At 70.7% G+C, this 16,429-nt stretch carries 9 protein-coding genes and 1 pseudogene; 4 read left to right on the top strand and 6 right to left on the bottom strand.

Going from position 1 to position 16,429, the window contains the following annotated elements:
- Positions 1-38: 38 nt before the first annotated feature.
- The 3 genes and pseudogenes from H343_RS28740 to H343_RS0103565 form a co-directional block, all read right to left on the bottom strand.
- A pseudogene (locus tag H343_RS28740) lies at positions 39-4,273 on the bottom strand (DUF6531 domain-containing protein); the annotation flags it as partial.
- Between the two features lie 173 nt (positions 4,274-4,446).
- Positions 4,447-6,600, bottom strand: a complete 2,154-nt coding sequence (locus H343_RS0103570) for an OmpL47-type beta-barrel domain-containing protein (protein WP_037902466.1) — start codon at positions 6,598-6,600, stop codon at positions 4,447-4,449.
- A gap of 83 nt (positions 6,601-6,683) precedes the next feature.
- The gene (locus tag H343_RS0103565; protein WP_028430004.1) at positions 6,684-9,191 is read right to left on the bottom strand and encodes a ThuA domain-containing protein; all 2,508 of its coding nucleotides are present in this window, start codon (positions 9,189-9,191) and stop codon (positions 6,684-6,686) included.
- Positions 9,192-9,388: 197 nt separating this feature from the next.
- Between H343_RS0103565 and H343_RS0103560 the strand changes: the two genes are divergently transcribed.
- The 4 genes from H343_RS0103560 to H343_RS0103540 all read left to right on the top strand — a co-directional run bounded on the left by H343_RS0103560 (position 9,389) and on the right by H343_RS0103540 (position 14,057).
- On the top strand, positions 9,389-10,378 hold the full coding sequence (locus H343_RS0103560) for a multicopper oxidase domain-containing protein (RefSeq protein ID WP_028430003.1): 990 nt from the start codon (positions 9,389-9,391) through the stop codon (positions 10,376-10,378).
- Positions 10,379-10,554: 176 nt separating this feature from the next.
- The gene (locus H343_RS0103555; RefSeq protein WP_028430002.1) at positions 10,555-10,758 is read left to right on the top strand and encodes a cold-shock protein; all 204 of its coding nucleotides are present in this window, start codon (positions 10,555-10,557) and stop codon (positions 10,756-10,758) included.
- A gap of 185 nt (positions 10,759-10,943) precedes the next feature.
- On the top strand, positions 10,944-12,554 hold the full coding sequence (locus H343_RS28735; RefSeq protein WP_037902264.1) for a DEAD/DEAH box helicase: 1,611 nt from the start codon (positions 10,944-10,946) through the stop codon (positions 12,552-12,554).
- A gap of 477 nt (positions 12,555-13,031) precedes the next feature.
- On the top strand, positions 13,032-14,057 hold the full coding sequence (locus tag H343_RS0103540; RefSeq protein ID WP_051264557.1) for an iron-containing redox enzyme family protein: 1,026 nt from the start codon (positions 13,032-13,034) through the stop codon (positions 14,055-14,057).
- Here the strand turns inward: H343_RS0103540 and H343_RS33850 are convergent.
- The 3 genes from H343_RS33850 to H343_RS28725 all read right to left on the bottom strand — a co-directional run bounded on the left by H343_RS33850 (position 14,031) and on the right by H343_RS28725 (position 16,415).
- On the bottom strand, positions 14,031-14,294 hold the full coding sequence (locus H343_RS33850; protein ID WP_199778867.1) for a CDGSH iron-sulfur domain-containing protein: 264 nt from the start codon (positions 14,292-14,294) through the stop codon (positions 14,031-14,033). The two genes, H343_RS0103540 and H343_RS33850, sit on opposite strands and share 27 nt — an antisense overlap.
- 100 nt (positions 14,295-14,394) lie before the next feature.
- Positions 14,395-14,841, bottom strand: coding sequence for a methyltransferase domain-containing protein (locus tag H343_RS0103530; RefSeq protein WP_028429999.1), 447 nt, complete (start codon positions 14,839-14,841; stop codon positions 14,395-14,397).
- A gap of 65 nt (positions 14,842-14,906) precedes the next feature.
- Complete coding sequence (locus H343_RS28725) at positions 14,907-16,415, bottom strand: hypothetical protein (RefSeq protein WP_486586770.1); 1,509 nt, start codon at positions 16,413-16,415, stop codon at positions 14,907-14,909.
- Between the last annotated feature and the right edge of the window lie 14 nt (positions 16,416-16,429).

Genomic DNA, 16,429 nt, shown 5'->3' with positions numbered 1-16,429 from the left:
CGATATACGGGTACGTTCCCCGAGGTGCCGCAGCCTTCAGGCGCCAGCCCGAGAGCATCCTCCCAGGTGTGGGGGTTGTGGACGTACGTCGCCGGGTTCGGGGCGGGTGCCAGGCCGAGGGGGTCGGGAGTGGCGTAGCGGGCGGTGTCTGGGTCGTAGTGGCGGAAGTAGTTGTAGTGAGGCCGGTTTCGGGGTCGGCGTACTGGCCGGGGAAGCGGAGTGGGGTGTGGGCGGTGGCGCCTCGGTTGTGGGTGGTGGTGCCCCACAGTGTGGTGCGGGAGTGCCAGGCGATCTCGCCTGTCTCGTCGACGAGTTCGGTGGGGGTACCGACGAGGTCGGTGACGATGGCGAAGAAACGGGAGTCGATCTCGGTCTGGTCTGCGGTGCCTGCGTGGTCGAGGCGGCGCTCCAGCTGGGTGAGGGGGCGGTGGCCCTCGTGGTCCCAGGTGAGGGTGACGCCGTTGGCGGGTGTGGACTGTTCTGCGAGGCGTGTGCCGTCCCAGGTGAAGTGGATCGCTTCGGCTGCTGAACCGTCGGCGGCCAGGCGGTACTTGGCGGTGCGGCGGCCGAGCGGGTCGTAGGTGTAGGTCCAGACGGTGCCGTCCGGGGTGGTGCAGGAGACGAGGCGGTCCTCGGCGTCCCACTGGTAGCGCCAGGTGTCGGGCTTCTTCGACAGGCGTTGCTTCTGACGGAGGGTGAGGCGGCCGGCGGCGTCGTGTTCGTAGCGGACGGCTCCGGCGCTGAGCAGCCGTGTGCCGTTGTAGGTGCGTTCGCCGCGGGCCTCGGTGTGGCGTGCGCGCTCGGGCCAGTCGGCGCTGGTCTGATTGCCGGCCGCGTCGTAGGCGTAGCTCTCGGTCCAGTTCTCCGCCGTGACGGACAGGGGACGTCCCACCGGGTCGAGGCCGAAGGAGCGTGTGCGGCCGGTCAGTTGATCGGTTATGGCGGTGAGGTGGCTGTCGGGGCGGTAGGAGTACCCGCGTGAGCGCAGCGTCCTGGCCTGTGTCGCCAGTGACTGTTCGGTCGGTCGCCCGACGGCGTCCCAGCTCGTGGTGAGGGTGACCGGTCCGGTGGCGGGGCCGAAGGCGCGCTCGATCTCACGGCCGAGTTCGTCGTGGGAGAAGGCCAGTTCGTGGTTGTGGGAGTCGAGGCGGGTGCGGTTGCCCGCGTCGTCGTAGGTGAGGTGGGTGACGGCGCCGGTAGGTGTGGTGCGGGAGGAGCGGCGGCCTGCCGCGTCGTAGGTGAAGCGGGTGGTGCGGCCGTCGGCCGTCTCGGACAGCAGCCGACCCACGGCGTCGCGTTCGAAGCTGAGCGAGGAGGTGGGGGAGGCCGCGGATGTCAACTGGCCGGCGCTGTCGTAGACGTAGGCGGTGCGGACTCCGTCGGCGTCCTTCTCGACAAGGCGGCCGAGCGCGTCATAGGTGTGGCGTATTCCCTGACCGAGCGGGGTGGTGCGTGCGGCGATCCGTCCGGCCGCGTCCCGTTCGTAGCCGACCGTGCGGTCGTCGAAGTCGGTCTCGGATATCAGGCGTCCGGCCGTGTCGAAGGTGTAGGTCCAGGTGAGGCCCTGGGGGTTGAGGACGCGGGTGAGGCGCAGTTCGGTGTCGTAGCCGAACTCGTAGCGCACACCGTCGGGCGTCGTGCGAGCCGCGATCTTGTCGAAGTGGGTGTACTCGAAGGCGGTGACGCCGCCGCCCGCGTCGGTGTGCGTGAGGCAGTTGCCCTCGCCGTCCCAGGTCCAGGATTCCGTCGTGCCGTCGGGGGCGACGCGTCGGGAAGGTTTCCCCTCGGGCGTCCACTCCATGAGGGTGACCGCACCTGTCGGGTCGGTCATCCGCGTCAGCCTGCCGAAGGCGTCCCGTGCCGCCTCGGCGGTGTTGCCCAGCGCGTCCGTGGCCGAGACCGGCAGCCCTGCCTGGTCGTTGGCGAAGCGGCGGGCCGTGCCGGTCGGATCGGTGACCGTGGTGACCGCGCCTGTCTCGTCGTGCGTGAAGAGGGTCGTGGCCCCGTCGGGCGCCGTGACGGAGGTGTTGTTGCCGCACTCGTCCCAGGCCTGCAGCCACACCGTGCCGTCGGGGCCGGTCAACTCCACCGGAACGTTCAGGGAGTTGTAGGTGGCGGTGGAGGTGCTGCCGTCGGGGAGGTGGACGGCTGTGAGGTTGCCGGCCTCGTCGTAGTCCAGGCGGGTGGTGTGGCCGAGGGGGGCGGTGCGGGACAGCAGCCGGTCGTAGCGGTCCCATTCCTGGCGGACGGTATTGCCGCCCGGGTCGGTCTCGGCGATGACCTGGCGCCACTCGTTGAGGTGGAGGACGGTCACGGCACCGGTGGAGTCGGTGTAGTGGGTGACGCGGTTGTCGGTGTCGTAGGTGAAGCGGGAGGAGAGGAAGCCCTCGGGCCCGACGGTCTCCGCTACACGGCCGGAGGTGTCGTAGACGTAGCCGTAGGTGGAGTCGTTGCGGTCGGTCCAGGAGACGACGCGGCGCTCGTCGTCGTAGATGAACCGAAGCGGAATGTCACTGGAGTTGGTGACCGCGTCCAGGTTGCCCGGCAGGTCGTAGCCGTAGGACATCACGCGGACGAGACCGTCCGGCGTGCGCAGCGAGATGCCGGTCACGCGGCCCAGTTCGGCGTCGGTGGTGATCCGCACCGAGTAGCCGCCGTCGTGGACGACCGTGGCAGGCAGGCCGTCCTCGCCGCGGGTGATCTCGATGCCGTTGCCGTTGCGGTCCTCGATCGCCGCCAGCCAGTACAGGCCGCCCTTGTACGGGTTGCCGGTGAAGCGGCGGGTGTGGCCCGTGTGCGGGTCGGTCACCGTGTAGGTGACATCGCCCAGGGGCGTCTCCTCCGCCCAGGTCAGCGGCAGCCGGTCGCCCTCGACCGGCCAGACCTGCTCACCGTCCCCGCGGGGCAGTCCGGGGTAGACCAGCAGCGAGCCGTCCTCCCGGGCCCAGGTCGCGCCGCGGTCGTCCAGCTCCAGCCGCTCGTCCAGCGTGGAGGCCCAACTCGGCCCGAACCACTGCCCGTAGCGGTAGCTGGAGACGTGCGTGCGGCGCAGCACCAGCGGCAGGACGCCCGGCAGCGCGAGGTCCGTCTGGGCCAGGATCATCTCGCCGGTGGCCACGTCGACGGGATCGGTCTTGCAGACGCGGTTGGGCTCGGAGCGGGAGACGGCGCCCGGGTCGTTCTTGGCGTCGCGTGTCGAATTGGGCTTCATGTGAGGCGAGTTGGAGCCCTTGCGGCCGCCGGTCATGCCGCTGGAGCGTCCGCCGGGGTCCTTGCCGTCCGGGTCGCCGATCTTCCTGAAGCGCTCGCGCGTCTTCTGCTCGTTCGTCTTGTGGTCGTCGGATATCTTCTTGATGCTCCGGGGGAGGGTGTCACCGACATGGTCACCGAGGTCCTTGAGGCCCTTGGTGAGTTTGTCCGTCACGCCGTCGATGGTCGTGTCCAGTACGGCGGTGAGGCTGTCCTTGCCCTTGGCGCGTCCGTGGTGGTTCTTGGCCTTGGACAGCTTCCCGCTCGCCCGGGTGTTCATCGAGACCTTGACACCGGCGAGCTTCGTGCCGGCGTTGTCGTGCTCGCCGTGGTCGATGTGCAGTTTGCCCTTGCCGCCGTCGCCGCCGGTGCCTCCGCCGCCACCGGCGGAGGCCAGTTGCGTACCGCTCTGGTCACCGCTACCGCTACCGCTACCGCTGCCGTCTTCGACGCCGAGCGTGTCTGCGGCCACTCCGATCGCCAGATCCGCGACCAGGTTCTCCAGCGAGGCGACCGCCGGCTCGGTCAGTTTGGCGACGACTTCCTCGACAGCCGCCTCGGACATCTCCTTGAGTATGCGTTTGAACGCGATACGCGTCGCGGCGATCTTCCCCGCCGCGAGCAGCGACGAGAGTCCCGCCGTCACCGGTGCCGCGGCCAGCGCGAGACCCACCGTGGCGCACAGATCCGCCAGTTCGGCAACGGCGGCCATCTTCCGGGCCACGATGATGTCCGCGACCTTCTCCAGCGCTCCGGCGATGATCCGCGCTGCTTTGGCGAGATCCTTGTGCTTTCCCTGGACCTTCGACCAGTGCCCGTTCAGGGCGGTGAGGGCCTCGCTGTTGCCGGAGGAGACCAGCCGCTGGATGTGCTGGTGCGCCGAATGCCCGTCGTCATCGGCGTCGTCGGCGAACTCCCGCAGCGAGTCCGCCATGTCGCGGTACGCGTCCTCGTCGACGTTCGGCCATCCCACACCGACGACGTCCAGCATCGTGTCGACGCCATCGGGAATCGTGTAACCCACGACTCAACACCCCCCGTGTCCCCGTGACTTGAGCCCCCTCGTACTCGAACGAGCATGTCACGAGCCCTGTCGGCGGCTCGAACGGGTTCCGGAGCCGTGGGCGGGATCCGGACAGAGGGGTCCGGCCGTTCACCGGCCGGACCCCTCCATACCCAGCGGCACGTGTGCCGTGCTCAGAGCTCCTTGATCCGCACGTCCCGGTAGGAGATCACGTCCGTGACGCCGTGCACCTGGAGTCCGACGTAGCCCGAGGCGTAGCGGCGCCCGTCCGTACCCGGGTCGTCGTCACGCGGGGGTTCGAAGACCTGGCCGCCGTCGTTGTCGAACTCGTTGATCAGCTCGCCGTTGCGGTAGACCGAGTAGTGCTGCCCGACGACCTTGATCTCGTAGTCGTTCCAGGTGCCCTTGGGCGTGACGCCCGCACCGCCCAGGCCGACCCGGTCGAACCCGTAGACGGAGCCGGTCTTGTACATGTCTCCGTCCGGCCTGTCGAGGATCTGCAGCTCGTGCCCGTACTTGATGGCCACCCACTCGGGCCGGGACTCCTCGGGGTTGTCGTGGACGTTCGGGAAGCGGGCGAAGACACCGGCGTTGGCGTTGCCCTCGCCGGGAGCGTCGTCGCGGAACTGCAGCTTGAGCGAGTAGTCGCTCCACCTGCGCTTCGGATACCAGAGCATGCCCATGCCCTCGACGTCCGTGCTGCTGGTCATGCTGCCGTCGTCGTTGAGGCCGAAGGCGCCGCCGCCCACGTGCTGCCACTGCTCGAAGGAGGACTCGGTGCCGTCGAACAGCTTCTTGTAGCCGGTCTGCTGCCCCGGTTTGCCGATGCCGGAGTCCTTGGCCGCGCGGTTGATCAGCCGGCGCTCGCGCTTGTCGAGCACCTTGTCCTTCAGCAGCGCGTCGGTGACCTCCGTGACGTGCTTGAGGAAGAGCGCGTGCGAGGACCAGTCCTTCTCGTCCTCGATCAGCTCCCCGACAGTGCAGCGTTCGCGCGTCATGCGGTTGGGGACGCCGGTGTCGATCTCGCCGACGAAGACGGTCTCGCGCTCGTCGTACTCCGGGCAGTCCGGCGCGGGGACGCCGCCGCCCGGTACCACGTCGAAGGACTCGGAGACAGCCTGCGAGGTGTTGCCCGCCTTGTCGGTGGCCCGGTGCGCGACGCTGTGGTGTCCGGCCCGGTCCACCACGACCGGATCGGTGTAGGCGAGGAACGGCCCGCCGTCGAGGGAGAATTCGACCTTCTCCACGCCGGAACCCTCATCGGTCGCGGTGAGTGTCACCGTGGCCTTGCCGAGGTAGTCGCCGTCGGAGTTCTGCCTTCCCTCGGTCTTCGCCGTCGTCTCTGGCGGCGCGGTGTCCTCCTCGGGCTGTTCGACGACGGTGAAGTCCGCGGTCTTGACCTCCGCCGCGTTGCCCGCCTTGTCGGTGGCCTTGTAGCGGAAGGTGTGTTCCCCCGTCTCGTGCACCATCACAGGTGCTGTGTAGGGCTGGAACTCCCCGTCACCGAGGGCGTATTCGATCGTGTTGACGCCCGAGCCGGCGTCCGAGGCCGTCACGGTGACGGTGGCCATGCCGATGTACGCGCCGTCGGCGTCCTGTTCACCGTCCACCGTCGCCGACGTCTCCGGCGGCGTGGTGTCGTCCGTCGGTGGTGCGACGACGGTGAAGTCGATGCTCTTCTCCTCCGCGATGTTCCCCTCCTTGTCCGTCGCTCGGTAGCGGAGGGTGTGCTCGCCCGTCTCCTGCACCATCACCGGCTCGGTGTAGGGCTGGTAACCGCCGTCGCCGAGGGCGTACTCGACGGTGTCGACCCCGCTCCCCGCATCCGCCGCCGTGACGGTGACCGTGGCCGTGCCCACGTACTCGCCGTCGGAGTTCTGGTCTCCCGCCACGGTCGCCGAGGTCTCCGGCGGTGTGGTGTCCTCGCCTCCGCCTCCGTCGGTGACCACCAGCGTGCCCTGCATCTGGCCGTGCCCCGGGATGGTGCAGTGGTAGCGGTATGTTCCGGGGGTGAGGGTGACTTCGACGGAGTGCTTTCCGCCCTGTGCGTCGGAGGGGTTGGCGAGGATGTTCACGTCGACGTCGTCGTTGTAGTCCGGGTCGCCCTTGACGAACGTCAGCGTGTGCGGCATGGACGTGGTGTTGCCGGTCGCCTCGCTGTTCTCGAAGACGATCGTGGCCGCGCCCGCCACAGCTGTCTCCGGCGCCGAGGTGTAGCGGGTGATGTCGTCGCTCGCCGTCCAGGTGAGCAGCTGCTCGGCGCGGGCGCCGTCCCCCGGCGGGGACTGCTGTGCCTGAGCCGGTGCCGCCACCAGGCCCAGCACCATCAACACGGCCGCGCACAGCGCCGTGACGGCCGTACGTGCCTGGCGCCGCCGCCGTGCGGCGGGTGTGACCCGTCGGAACGGATTCATCGCAACCCCGCCTTCCCGACCACGTCGCCCGCCCGGGGAGTGGCCTTGCCGCCCTGGTAACTCACGCGCCACAGCGCGGACTTGTCGTCGGAGGTGAAGAACCCGCGCCCGTAGTCGAGGACGTAGAGCGAACCGTCGGGGGCGAACTTCCAGTCCATCAGGTTGCGGATGCCCTCCTCACCTGTCGGGATGATCTTGCGAAGGCTCTCCGCGTGCACGGGCAGAGCGCCCTGCTCGCCGCCGTCCGGCATCACCACGGCGTGCCGCGGCTGTTCGGCGTCGTAGAAGTCGCCCACGAACCACTTGCCGTCCCAGTAGGCGGGCCATTTCGCCTTCGACGCCGTGGATTTGTCGAAGCGGTAGACCGGGCCGTTCATCGTGGCCTGGCCGCCGCCCTTGAGCCACGGCAGCAGCAGCTCCTGCTCGTCCTCCTCGTAGCTGGGCACGCCGTTCTCGTCACGCGGGTAGTCGGGGCCTCCGCCCTGCGGCGAGTACCAGATGTTGTTGTCCTTGGCCGGCGGGATGTTCACCAGGCCGTCGTTGTGCGGCGACTCGTTCTTGAGGTTGTCGCAGTCGTACCAGTCCAGCGGCTTGTCCGGGTCGGGCAGATTGCGGTCGCGGTAGGGCTGCTTGTTGCCCATGCAGTACGGCCAGCCGTGGTTGCCCGCCTCGGTGATGCGGGCGAAGGTGTCGTACTTCGCGGGACCCCAAGTGGTGCTGGGCGCACCGGCGTCCGGCCCGACCCAGCCCGCGTGCAGGGCGTCGGTCGCCGGGTCGATGGAGATGCGCGCGGGGTTGCGCACTCCCATCACATAGATCTCGCCGCGGGTCTTGCCGCCTCCCTCGTCGCTCTCCTCGCCGGTGAAGAGATTCCCCTCGGGCAGTGTGTAGGTGCCGTCGTCCTCGGGGTGGATGCGCAGGATCTTGCCGTTGAGGTTGTTGGTGTTGCCGGAGGTGCGGCGGGCGTCGGCGAAGGAGACGCCCTTGAAGTCGGGTTCGGGATTGTTGCCGGAGTAACCGTCGCTGAACTGCGAGGAGTTGTTGTCACCGGTGGCGATGTACAGGTTCCGCTCCGAGTCGAAGGCCATGCCGCCGCCCGCGTGGCAGCAACTGTGCACCTGCACCGGCCAGTCGAGCAGTACCTTCTCCGATGCCTTGTCCAGCTTGCCGGTCGCGGCGTCCACGGTGAAGCGCGAGACGCGGCGCTCGGCCATGTGCGTCTCCCGGTCGAGTCCCGAGTGCGGCGTCCAGTGCAGGTACATCCAGCCGTTGTCGGCGAAGTCCGGATCGAGCGCGATCCCGAGCAGGCCCTCCTCGACCTTGACCAGTTCGTCGCCGCCGCCCTTGTTGCCGAACACCGTCAGCGAACCGGCCAGTTCGGCCTTCTTCGTCGCGGGGTCCCACACGTGCACGGTTCCCTGGCCCTTGCCGATCTCCGGGTTGTCCCAGTCGGTCACCACGGGTGCCTCGGCGTCGCCGCCGCCGCGCCCGATGTAGAAGACCCGGCCGTCCTCTGCGGTGGCCAGTCCGTGCGGTTCGCCGATCTGGTCGGACTCGCCGGGCTGGTTGGGCGAAGTGACCCGTTCAGCCTTGTAGTTGGAGGTGATGGTGGCCTGGCAGTCGGCCCGCGCGAGCCGTGACGTCCACATCAGGGCACCGCGCAGATGGCTGCGGAAGTCGCTCTCGTGGAAGCTGTCGGCCGTGCCGCCCATGGCGGTGTAGAAGGAGCGTCCGCCGTCGTAGTCACGGCACCAGGAGACGGGGTGGTCCCAGCCCATCGCGCCCTCGCCGGGCGCGTAGGTGCTCTCCCGGACGCGCGCGACCGTGTGCACCGAACCACTGGGGTTCTTCTCCCAGTTGAGCCACTTGTCGGGACGTTTCCACTCCGCCGGCAGGTGCTGGGTCGCGGGGTTGCGGCGGTCGCCGACCTCGACGGTCGCGCGCTGGGTCTTGTCCGGTCCGGAGGCGGGGCGTGCGCCCACCAGGCCCTCGAACCAGTCGGAGTAGGGCTCCGCCCGGGCCGCGCCGTGGATGCCGAGAAAGCCGCCGCCGGCCTCCATGTAGCTCTCCAGACCCGCTTCCTGGGCCGGGTCCAGTACGTCGCCGCCGCCGGTGAGGAAGACGACCGCGTTGTAGCGGCCGAGTTTCTCGGTGGCGAACACCGACGGGTCGGCGGTCGCCGTGACGGCGAAGTGCCGCGCGGCCGGGCCGCTCCGCCCGATCGCCTCGATCGCCTCGATGCCGGCCTCCACGGTGGGGGGCTCCTCGCCCGCCGATCCGTGGAAGACGAGCACGCGTACGTTCTCCCCGCCCGGCGGGCTGGGGAGTTGAAGCTTCGGGGACGACTCGTCGGGTGCGGTCCCCGCGAGTGCCGGGGACCCGCCGAGCAGGGCGGCACCGACCGCGCCCGCGAGGAGCGCCGCGATGAGGCGGCGCCGGGACCTGTGGCGTGACGTGCGCAACCCTCGTGAACGGGAGGGTTTTTGCCGCGGTTCGAGCCGCATGTGTGCTCCACCCCTCTTAAGTCACAGAAACGACGATGAAGTTAGACCTCTTTTGGCGGAACGCCAAGGGCTATGACCGCGATTCAACAAACTTTGTCCTGGATATGGATAAACAGGAGTCATGGCGCTACGGTCCTTCCCGGCTCACCTCAACGCCTCAGCGCACACGGCCTGTTCAGGCCCAGAAGGGGGAACCGATGACCGAGACGCCCCGCAACCCCGCCCGCCGCAGCTTCAGCAGGCGCCTGTTCGCGGGCTCCGCGGCCGCCGCGTTCACCCCGGCCGTCCTCGGCGCCGCCCCTGCCGCGGCCGCCCCCGCACCCGCCCGTCCGGCGGCGGCTGCCGCGGCCGTGCGCCGTGCCGGGCCCGGCGGCGAAGTGCGCCATATGAAGCTCTACGCCGAGAAGCTGGCGGGCGATCAGCTCGGCTACGGACTGGAGAAAGGCAAAGCCACGGTCCCCGGCCCGCTGATCGAACTCGTCGAAGGGGACACCCTGCACATCGAGTTCGAGAACACCACGGACTCCACCGTCAGCCTGCACCCGCACGGCGTCGACTACGACCGGGCGAACGACGGCACCAAGATGAACGACAGCGTCGTCGAACCCGGAGGGAAGCGCACCTACACCTGGCGCACACACGCCCCCGGCAAGCGCGAGGACGGAACCTACCGCCCCGGCAGCGCGGGCTACTGGCACTACCACGATCACATCGTGGGCACGGAGCACGGCACGGGCGGCATCCGTGCCGGGCTCTACGGGCCGGTGGTCGTGCGCAGGGAGGGAGACATCCTCCCCGATGCCCAATTCACCGTCGTCTTCAACGACATGACGATCAACAATCTCCCGGAGGGCCCGGACTTCAAGGTCACCGTGGGCGACCGCCTCGAGATCATCATGATCACGCACGGCGAGTACTACCACACCTTCCATGTGCACGGTCACCGCTGGGCGGACAACCGCACGGGCCTGCTCGAAGGCCCCGGAGACCCCAGCAGGGTCATCGACAACAAGATCACGGGTCCGGCGGACTCCTTCGGTTTCCAGATCGTCGCGGGGGAGGAGGCCGGCGCCGGAGCGTGGATGTATCACTGTCATGTGCAGAGCCATTCGGACATGGGAATGGCCGGGCTGCTCCTCGTCGCCAAGCCGGACGGCACCGTGCCCGGGCACGAGGGTCACCACTGACGCCCAGGAGTGTGCTACGTTGAGCGAGTTGCAGTTTTGGTACCCATGACTTGTGTGCGCCTGACGGTTGTGACCTTCAGGCGCATTTTTGTTTTCCGTTCTCTCGGATGGGGTCATTGCGGCGACGGAGCTCCGCGCAGTGCGGAACTCCAGCTTTACCTTTGAAGGAGATCGACATGGCATCTGGCACCGTGAAGTGGTTCAACTCGGAAAAGGGCTTCGGCTTCATCGAGCAGGAGGGCGGCGGCGCCGACGTCTTCGCTCACTACTCGAACATCGACGCCCAGGGCTACCGGGAGCTCCACGAGGGCCAGAAGGTGACCTTCAACGTCACCCAGGGCCAGAAGGGCCCGCAGGCCGAGAACATCGTTCCTGCCTGATCTTGAAGTAAACGGTTGGGGTCCGCACCTGACGGGTGCGGACCCCGACGCGTGCCCGGACGCACCCGCGTCCCGCTGAATCTCTCAGCCAATTCGCATTCCCCCGGCTCGTTCTTGTGGTCTCTCCACGGCCTCCCGCCGCGGAGCCCTCCTCGGCGCGCGCCGCCTCGAGGAAGGTCTCTTCCGTGAATCGCCGTACCCGCTCCGCCTCCGCCCGGCAGCGCCCCGCCCGCTCCCGCGGTCCGGCACCCGCCCGCAGGCCCTCACCCGCCGCGCCCAAGGACTTCGCCGTACCGGTCAGCACCACACCCGTGCTCCCCCCGGCAGAGGCCTTCGCCGACCTGGACATGCCCGCCCCGCTGCTGGCGACCCTCGCCCAGCAGGGCGTGAGCGTGCCCTTCCCCATCCAGGCATCCACGCTGCCGAACTCGCTCGCCGGCCGCGACGTGCTGGGACGCGGACGCACCGGGTCCGGCAAGACCCTGGCCTTCGGCCTCGCCCTGCTCGCCCGTACCGCCCCCCGGCGTGCCCAGCCGCACAAGCCGCTGGCACTGGTCCTGGTGCCCACGAGGGAGCTGGCCCAGCAGGTCACCGCCGCCCTCACCCCGTACGCCCGCTCGCTGCAGCTGCGGCTGGCCACCGTCGTCGGCGGCATGGCCATCTCCCGCCAGGCAGCGGCGCTGCGCGGCGGCGCCGAAGTGCTGGTGGCCACTCCCGGCCGCCTCAAGGACCTCATCGAACGCCGCGACTGCAGCCTGGACGAGGTGCGCATCACCGTCCTGGACGAGGCCGACCAGATGGCCGACATGGGCTTCCTGCCGCAGGTCACTGCCCTGCTCCGGCAGGTTCCGGCGGACGGTCAGCGCATGCTGTTCTCCGCCACGCTCGACCGGGACGTCGACCGGCTCGTGCGGATGTTCCTGACCGATCCGGTGGTGCACTCCGTGGATGCCTCGGCGGGAGCGGTCACCGAGATGGAACACCACATAGTGCACGTCGCGAGCACGGACAAGATGAGCACCGCCACGCAGATCGCTGCCCGCGACGGGCGCGTGCTGATGTTCCGCGACACCAAGCGCTCCGTGGACCGGCTGACCAAGGACCTGCTGCGCAACGGCGTACGGGCGGTGGCCCTGCACGGCGGGAAGTCGCAGCCGCAGCGGACCCGTGCCCTGGAGCACTTCAAGAGCGGACACGTCAATGTGCTGGTGGCAACGAACGTCGCCGCCCGCGGAATCCACATCGACGACCTCGACCTGGTCGTCAACGTCGATCCGCCCACCGACCACAAGGACTACCTGCACCGGGGCGGCCGCACCGCCCGTGCGGGCGCCTCGGGCAGTGTGCTCACCCTCGTGCTGCCCGAGGAGCGGCGAGAGATGGACAGGCTCATGGCCACCGCCGGGATCTCCGCGCGTACGGTCAAGGCCGCCTCACGTCAGGAGGACCTGGTCCGCCTCACCGGTGCCCAGGACCCCTCGGGCGTGCCTGTGACGGTCGCCGAGCCGGTCACGGCCCAGGCGGCCGGCGGAGGCCGGAGCCGCTCCGGCAAGCGCGGCGGCGGCAACCGCGGCCGTGCCGGGGGCGGCGGCAACCGCACGAGCGGTGGCGGCCGGAGCGCAGGCGGCGGCCGGACGGCCACGGCAGGGCGAGCCGACGGCAGCAGCAAGAGCACCGCCGGCAACGGCAACGGGCAGGGGCCGGGTGCGCGCGGTGCCGCCGGCGGCAGGTCCCGCCGCCCCGGGGGCGGGCGCCGCACCTCCGGCCCCGCCGCCCCCGGCAGCAGAGCCGCGTAACGCGCGGGCGGGGCCAGGGCCGCGGGCTGTTTGCCGCGGGCGGGGCCCGGGCACCTCGTGACCTGGCCGGGCACGTCGTCGCATGCCGTCTCCGACCGGCATGACATCGCACCGCGTGCACGCCTCGTCCCCGCCCCGCCCCGTTCGTCTGGAGGGTGAGATGGCCGGTGCACCTCACGCAGCCTCCGCCCGCACGGCGCCGGAGGCCCCCGGGCCTCCGGCGGCCTGGGTGGGTGTCGAGGAGGAGTTCCCGGTCGCCGACGCGGCGCCCGGCACTCCCGTACCCCGCTGCCCGGAGACGATCCGGGCAGCGGCGGGCGGACTCGCCCCCGTAGGCGGCACACAGCCGAAGGGGGAACCCCACACCGCCCGGGCTGAAGCCGCCCCGGGTGTCCGCACCCGTCTGAGCGATCCGGCACGGCAGCTCCGTGCCGGAAGGCGGTCCGTGCGCCCGGTGGCCGGCTCGCGGAGCGCGGCGTGAAAGCCCCCGTCGTGTCACCGCGGCCGGAAACGGGGGGCGCGGCGGCGCTTCCGCAGCCGCGCGGCGCCCTGTCCGCCGCGGTGATCCGGGCCCTTCGTACGTCCCCCGGGCCTGCCGGGCCCGCCTGGCCTCCCGCGGCCGGGAGCGGTCCCTTCGGTGAGGACCTCCAGCTGGCGCTGCACCTGTGCTACGAGCTGCACTACCGGGGCTTCCGCGGCGTCGACGCCGGGTGGGAGTGGGAGCCGGAGCTGCTGCGGCTGCGCGGAGTGCTGGAGCGGACCTTTCTGCACGGGCTGCGGACAGGCGTCGGCGGTGGCGACGACGTCTCCGCGGAGCTGGACGCGCTGCTGACTCAGCCGCCCGGGGGAGGGGGGATTCCCCGCCGGCTGGAGAAGCGGGGGGAGTGGTGGCAGATGCGGGAGTTGTTCGTGCACCGCTCCGTCTACCACCTCAAGGAGGCGGACCCGCACGTGTGGGTCGTGCCGCGTCTGCACGGCCGTGCCAAGGCGGCGCTGGTGGCCGTGGAGTACGACGAGTTCGGCGCCGGGCGCGCGGAGAGGGTGCACGCCCGTCTCTTCGCCCGGCTGCTGGCCGGCGCGGGGCTGGACCCCGGCTATCTGAGCCACCTCGAGGACGTGCCGGCGCCCGCGCTCGCGCTCGTCAACATGATGTCCCTGTTCGGACTGCACCGCGGACTGCGCGGAGCCCTCGTGGGGCACTTCGCCGCCGCGGAGACCACCACGGCGCCCGGCGCGCGGCGGCTGGCGCGGGCCCTGGAGCGGATGGACGGGCACCCGGACTGCGTGTTCTTCTACCGCGAGCACGTCGAGGCGGACGCCGTACACGAACAGGTGATGCGCCGGGACGTCGTCGGCGGTCTGCTCGAGGACGAGCCGGAGCTCGCCGCGGACATCGTGCTGGGCATCCAGGCCACACAGCTTCTGGAGGAGCGGCTGGCAGCGCACCTCGGCCGGGCCTGGGACGCGGGGGCGACGTCACTGCGGCGGCCGCTGCCCCGCTGACCCCGCGGGGCCTTCGGCTTCCGGAGGACCGGCCGATTCCGCCGGGCCCGCGGACGTCCCCGCGCCGGGCGAACGCGGACGGCGCCGGTGGCTGGTGTCGCACCACGGGTAGTCGCCGCTGCGGCGGCAGGCGCACAGGGCCACCATGAAACGGTCCGAGGTGACGGTACGGCCGTCGCCCAGGTCCACCTCGACCGGACCCTCGACGAGGACGGGACCGCCGGGATCGATCACCACGCGACGGGCGGCCCGCCCGGTGCGGGACTCCGGCCGCGCACCGGACTCCGGGCGGCCGGCCTGCGGCAGGACAGCGTCAGGCCGACCGGGCTCGTGACGGTCATGTTCCGGACGGTTCGCGTCGGGCACGGACGACCACCAACTCCTCTTCTCGCTGTCCGGGAGCGATGAGCCCCCGCTTCTCCAGCCATGCCGCCCGGCTGCGCAGTACCGGTCCGAAGGGCTGCCCGCTGCGAGCGGTCACCCGGGCCTCCAGCCCTCCCGTCCGCAGCGCCCGCAGGGTGGGGAAGTCCCCGCGGTGGACGGTCACGGGCAAGCCGGACAGCCGGGCGTTCCACCGTGCGGCGAGCGCCGCCCGCGCGGACAGATCGACGGCGTGCACCTCGGCGGCGCCGTACCGGGCGCCGGCGAGAGCGACCACGCCGGTGCCGGTGCAGATGTCGAGCATGCGGGCCCCTCGGGGCAGGCCGAGATGGCGGAGTGCCTTGAGCAGCAGATCCGAATCGCTCTGGGGACGGTGGACACCGGGCGGTCTCAGCAGCCACACGGACGGCCGGGTGCCTCGGCCTGAGTCCGCGAAACGGGCCGTGGGGCTGCCCGAGCGGCCCGTCGTCACCGCCCTCGCGGCGCCACGTACACGCGGTAGCCCGCCGGCATGTGGGGCAGTTGCGCCGAGGGCCACTCGCCGGCCCAGCGCGGGGGCGTCTGCCGGGGCGGCACCGTCACGGCCATCGGCTGCTTGCCGCCCGCGAGTTCTCGCAGGCCGGAGGCGGTGATGTTGATGTCGTGACCTCGGTCCTGGCGCGCGGCGCACCCCGCGTAGTGGCTGATGGGAACGGCGAGCGGACCGGTCAGGACGCACGGCTCCCGCAGACCGAGGCCGTGCATGGTCTCGGCCGCGGCGGTCATCTTCCGCGTCATGCGGTGGTTGCTGTCCAGCACGGAGCCCAGCACCTGGTACTGCACGCCGAAGTGGCTGCCCAGCAGCAGGGCGGGCACGGCGATCAGGACGAGGGGGCGCCGGCCGTTCGGCCTCTGGGCGAAGGCCCTGCGCACGCACTCGGCGACCGGAAGGGCGAGCAGCGCGTAGGAGGGCAGCAGGAAACGCGGCGCCGCGTACTCCATGAGGAACAGATACGGCAGCGCCAGCACCACCGCGGTGACCGCGGCCAGCACCGCGGCGTCCCGGCGCCCCGCGCGTACCGCCGCGGTGATCCCCGCCGCGGCCAGCAGCGGCAGCGCGAACCACCACAGCGCCGTCAGCGGGTCCTCCCAGGCCATGTCGCACGGACGGCACAGCATCCGCCCCTGCAGGCTGCGCACGTGGTCCCCGATCGCCACGTTCCATCCCATGCCGCCCTGGATCTCACTTGCACGGTGCAGACGCGCGAACAGCCCTCCGTACGCCGTGTACGCCTCCGCGATCCAGGGGCCGGCGCCGAGCAGCGCTCCGGCCGGCAGACCCCACAGCAGGGCCGGGCGGCGCCAGTGCGGCACCAGGAGGGCGGCGCCGCCCAGGGCCAGGAGCAGCCAGGCCGCGTCGGGCGGACGCATCAGCGCCACGACGCCCACGGAGAGGACGAGACCGGCCGCCGCCGCTCGGTCGGGCACGTTCCGTACGCACCGCAGGAAGCAGCCCACCGCTGCCAGCGTGCCGAAGGCGCACCACAGGTTCGGCATGGCCTGCGGCCCGTAGAAAAGGCTGATCCACAGTCCTGCGAAGAGCCCGCCGCCCCAGGTGAGGACGGGCACGGGCAGCAGGCGGCGCCAGACCCACAGCGCGGCGAACAGGCTCAGTCCGGACAGCACGGCGAGGAAGACGCGAAGGAGGAGGGTGGAGGAGGTGAAGGCGGCCACCGGTGCCACCAGATAGGAGATGCCGCGTGCGCGCGGGGCGCTGAAGTAGGCCGCGGGGCCCTCGTCGACCTGGCTGATGTAGACGGTCTCGTCCCAGCCGAGGCCGGTGCCGGGCAGGACGAGGAGAAGCTGCGCCAGCGTGTAGGCCGCCGCGACGGCTCCGAGGGGGAGCAGGGGACGTCCGGGAGGGCGGGGCCCGTACTCGGGGAGGCGTCTGAGTCGGTCGATGACTGGCGCGCTCGGAGCCGCAGGCAGCACGTACATGGCCGAACCTCGTC

The sequence above is a fragment of the Streptomyces sp. TAA204 genome (genome assembly GCF_000424965.1).
Note: the sequence above shows the minus strand (reverse complement) of the source record. Positions and strands in the feature narration are given on the sequence as shown.

Coding starts and splice junctions, on each gene's coding strand:
- H343_RS0103570 (WP_037902466.1), bottom strand. CDS start 6,600: ATGGTGCTGGGCCTGGTGGCGGCACCGGCTCAGGCACAGCAGTCCCCG.
- H343_RS0103565 (WP_028430004.1), bottom strand. CDS start 9,191: ATGCGGCTCGAACCGCGGCAAAAACCCTCCCGTTCACGAGGGTTGCGC.
- H343_RS0103560 (WP_028430003.1), top strand. CDS start 9,389: ATGACCGAGACGCCCCGCAACCCCGCCCGCCGCAGCTTCAGCAGGCGC.
- H343_RS0103555 (WP_028430002.1), top strand. CDS start 10,555: ATGGCATCTGGCACCGTGAAGTGGTTCAACTCGGAAAAGGGCTTCGGC.
- H343_RS28725 (WP_486586770.1), bottom strand. CDS start 16,415: ATGTACGTGCTGCCTGCGGCTCCGAGCGCGCCAGTCATCGACCGACTC.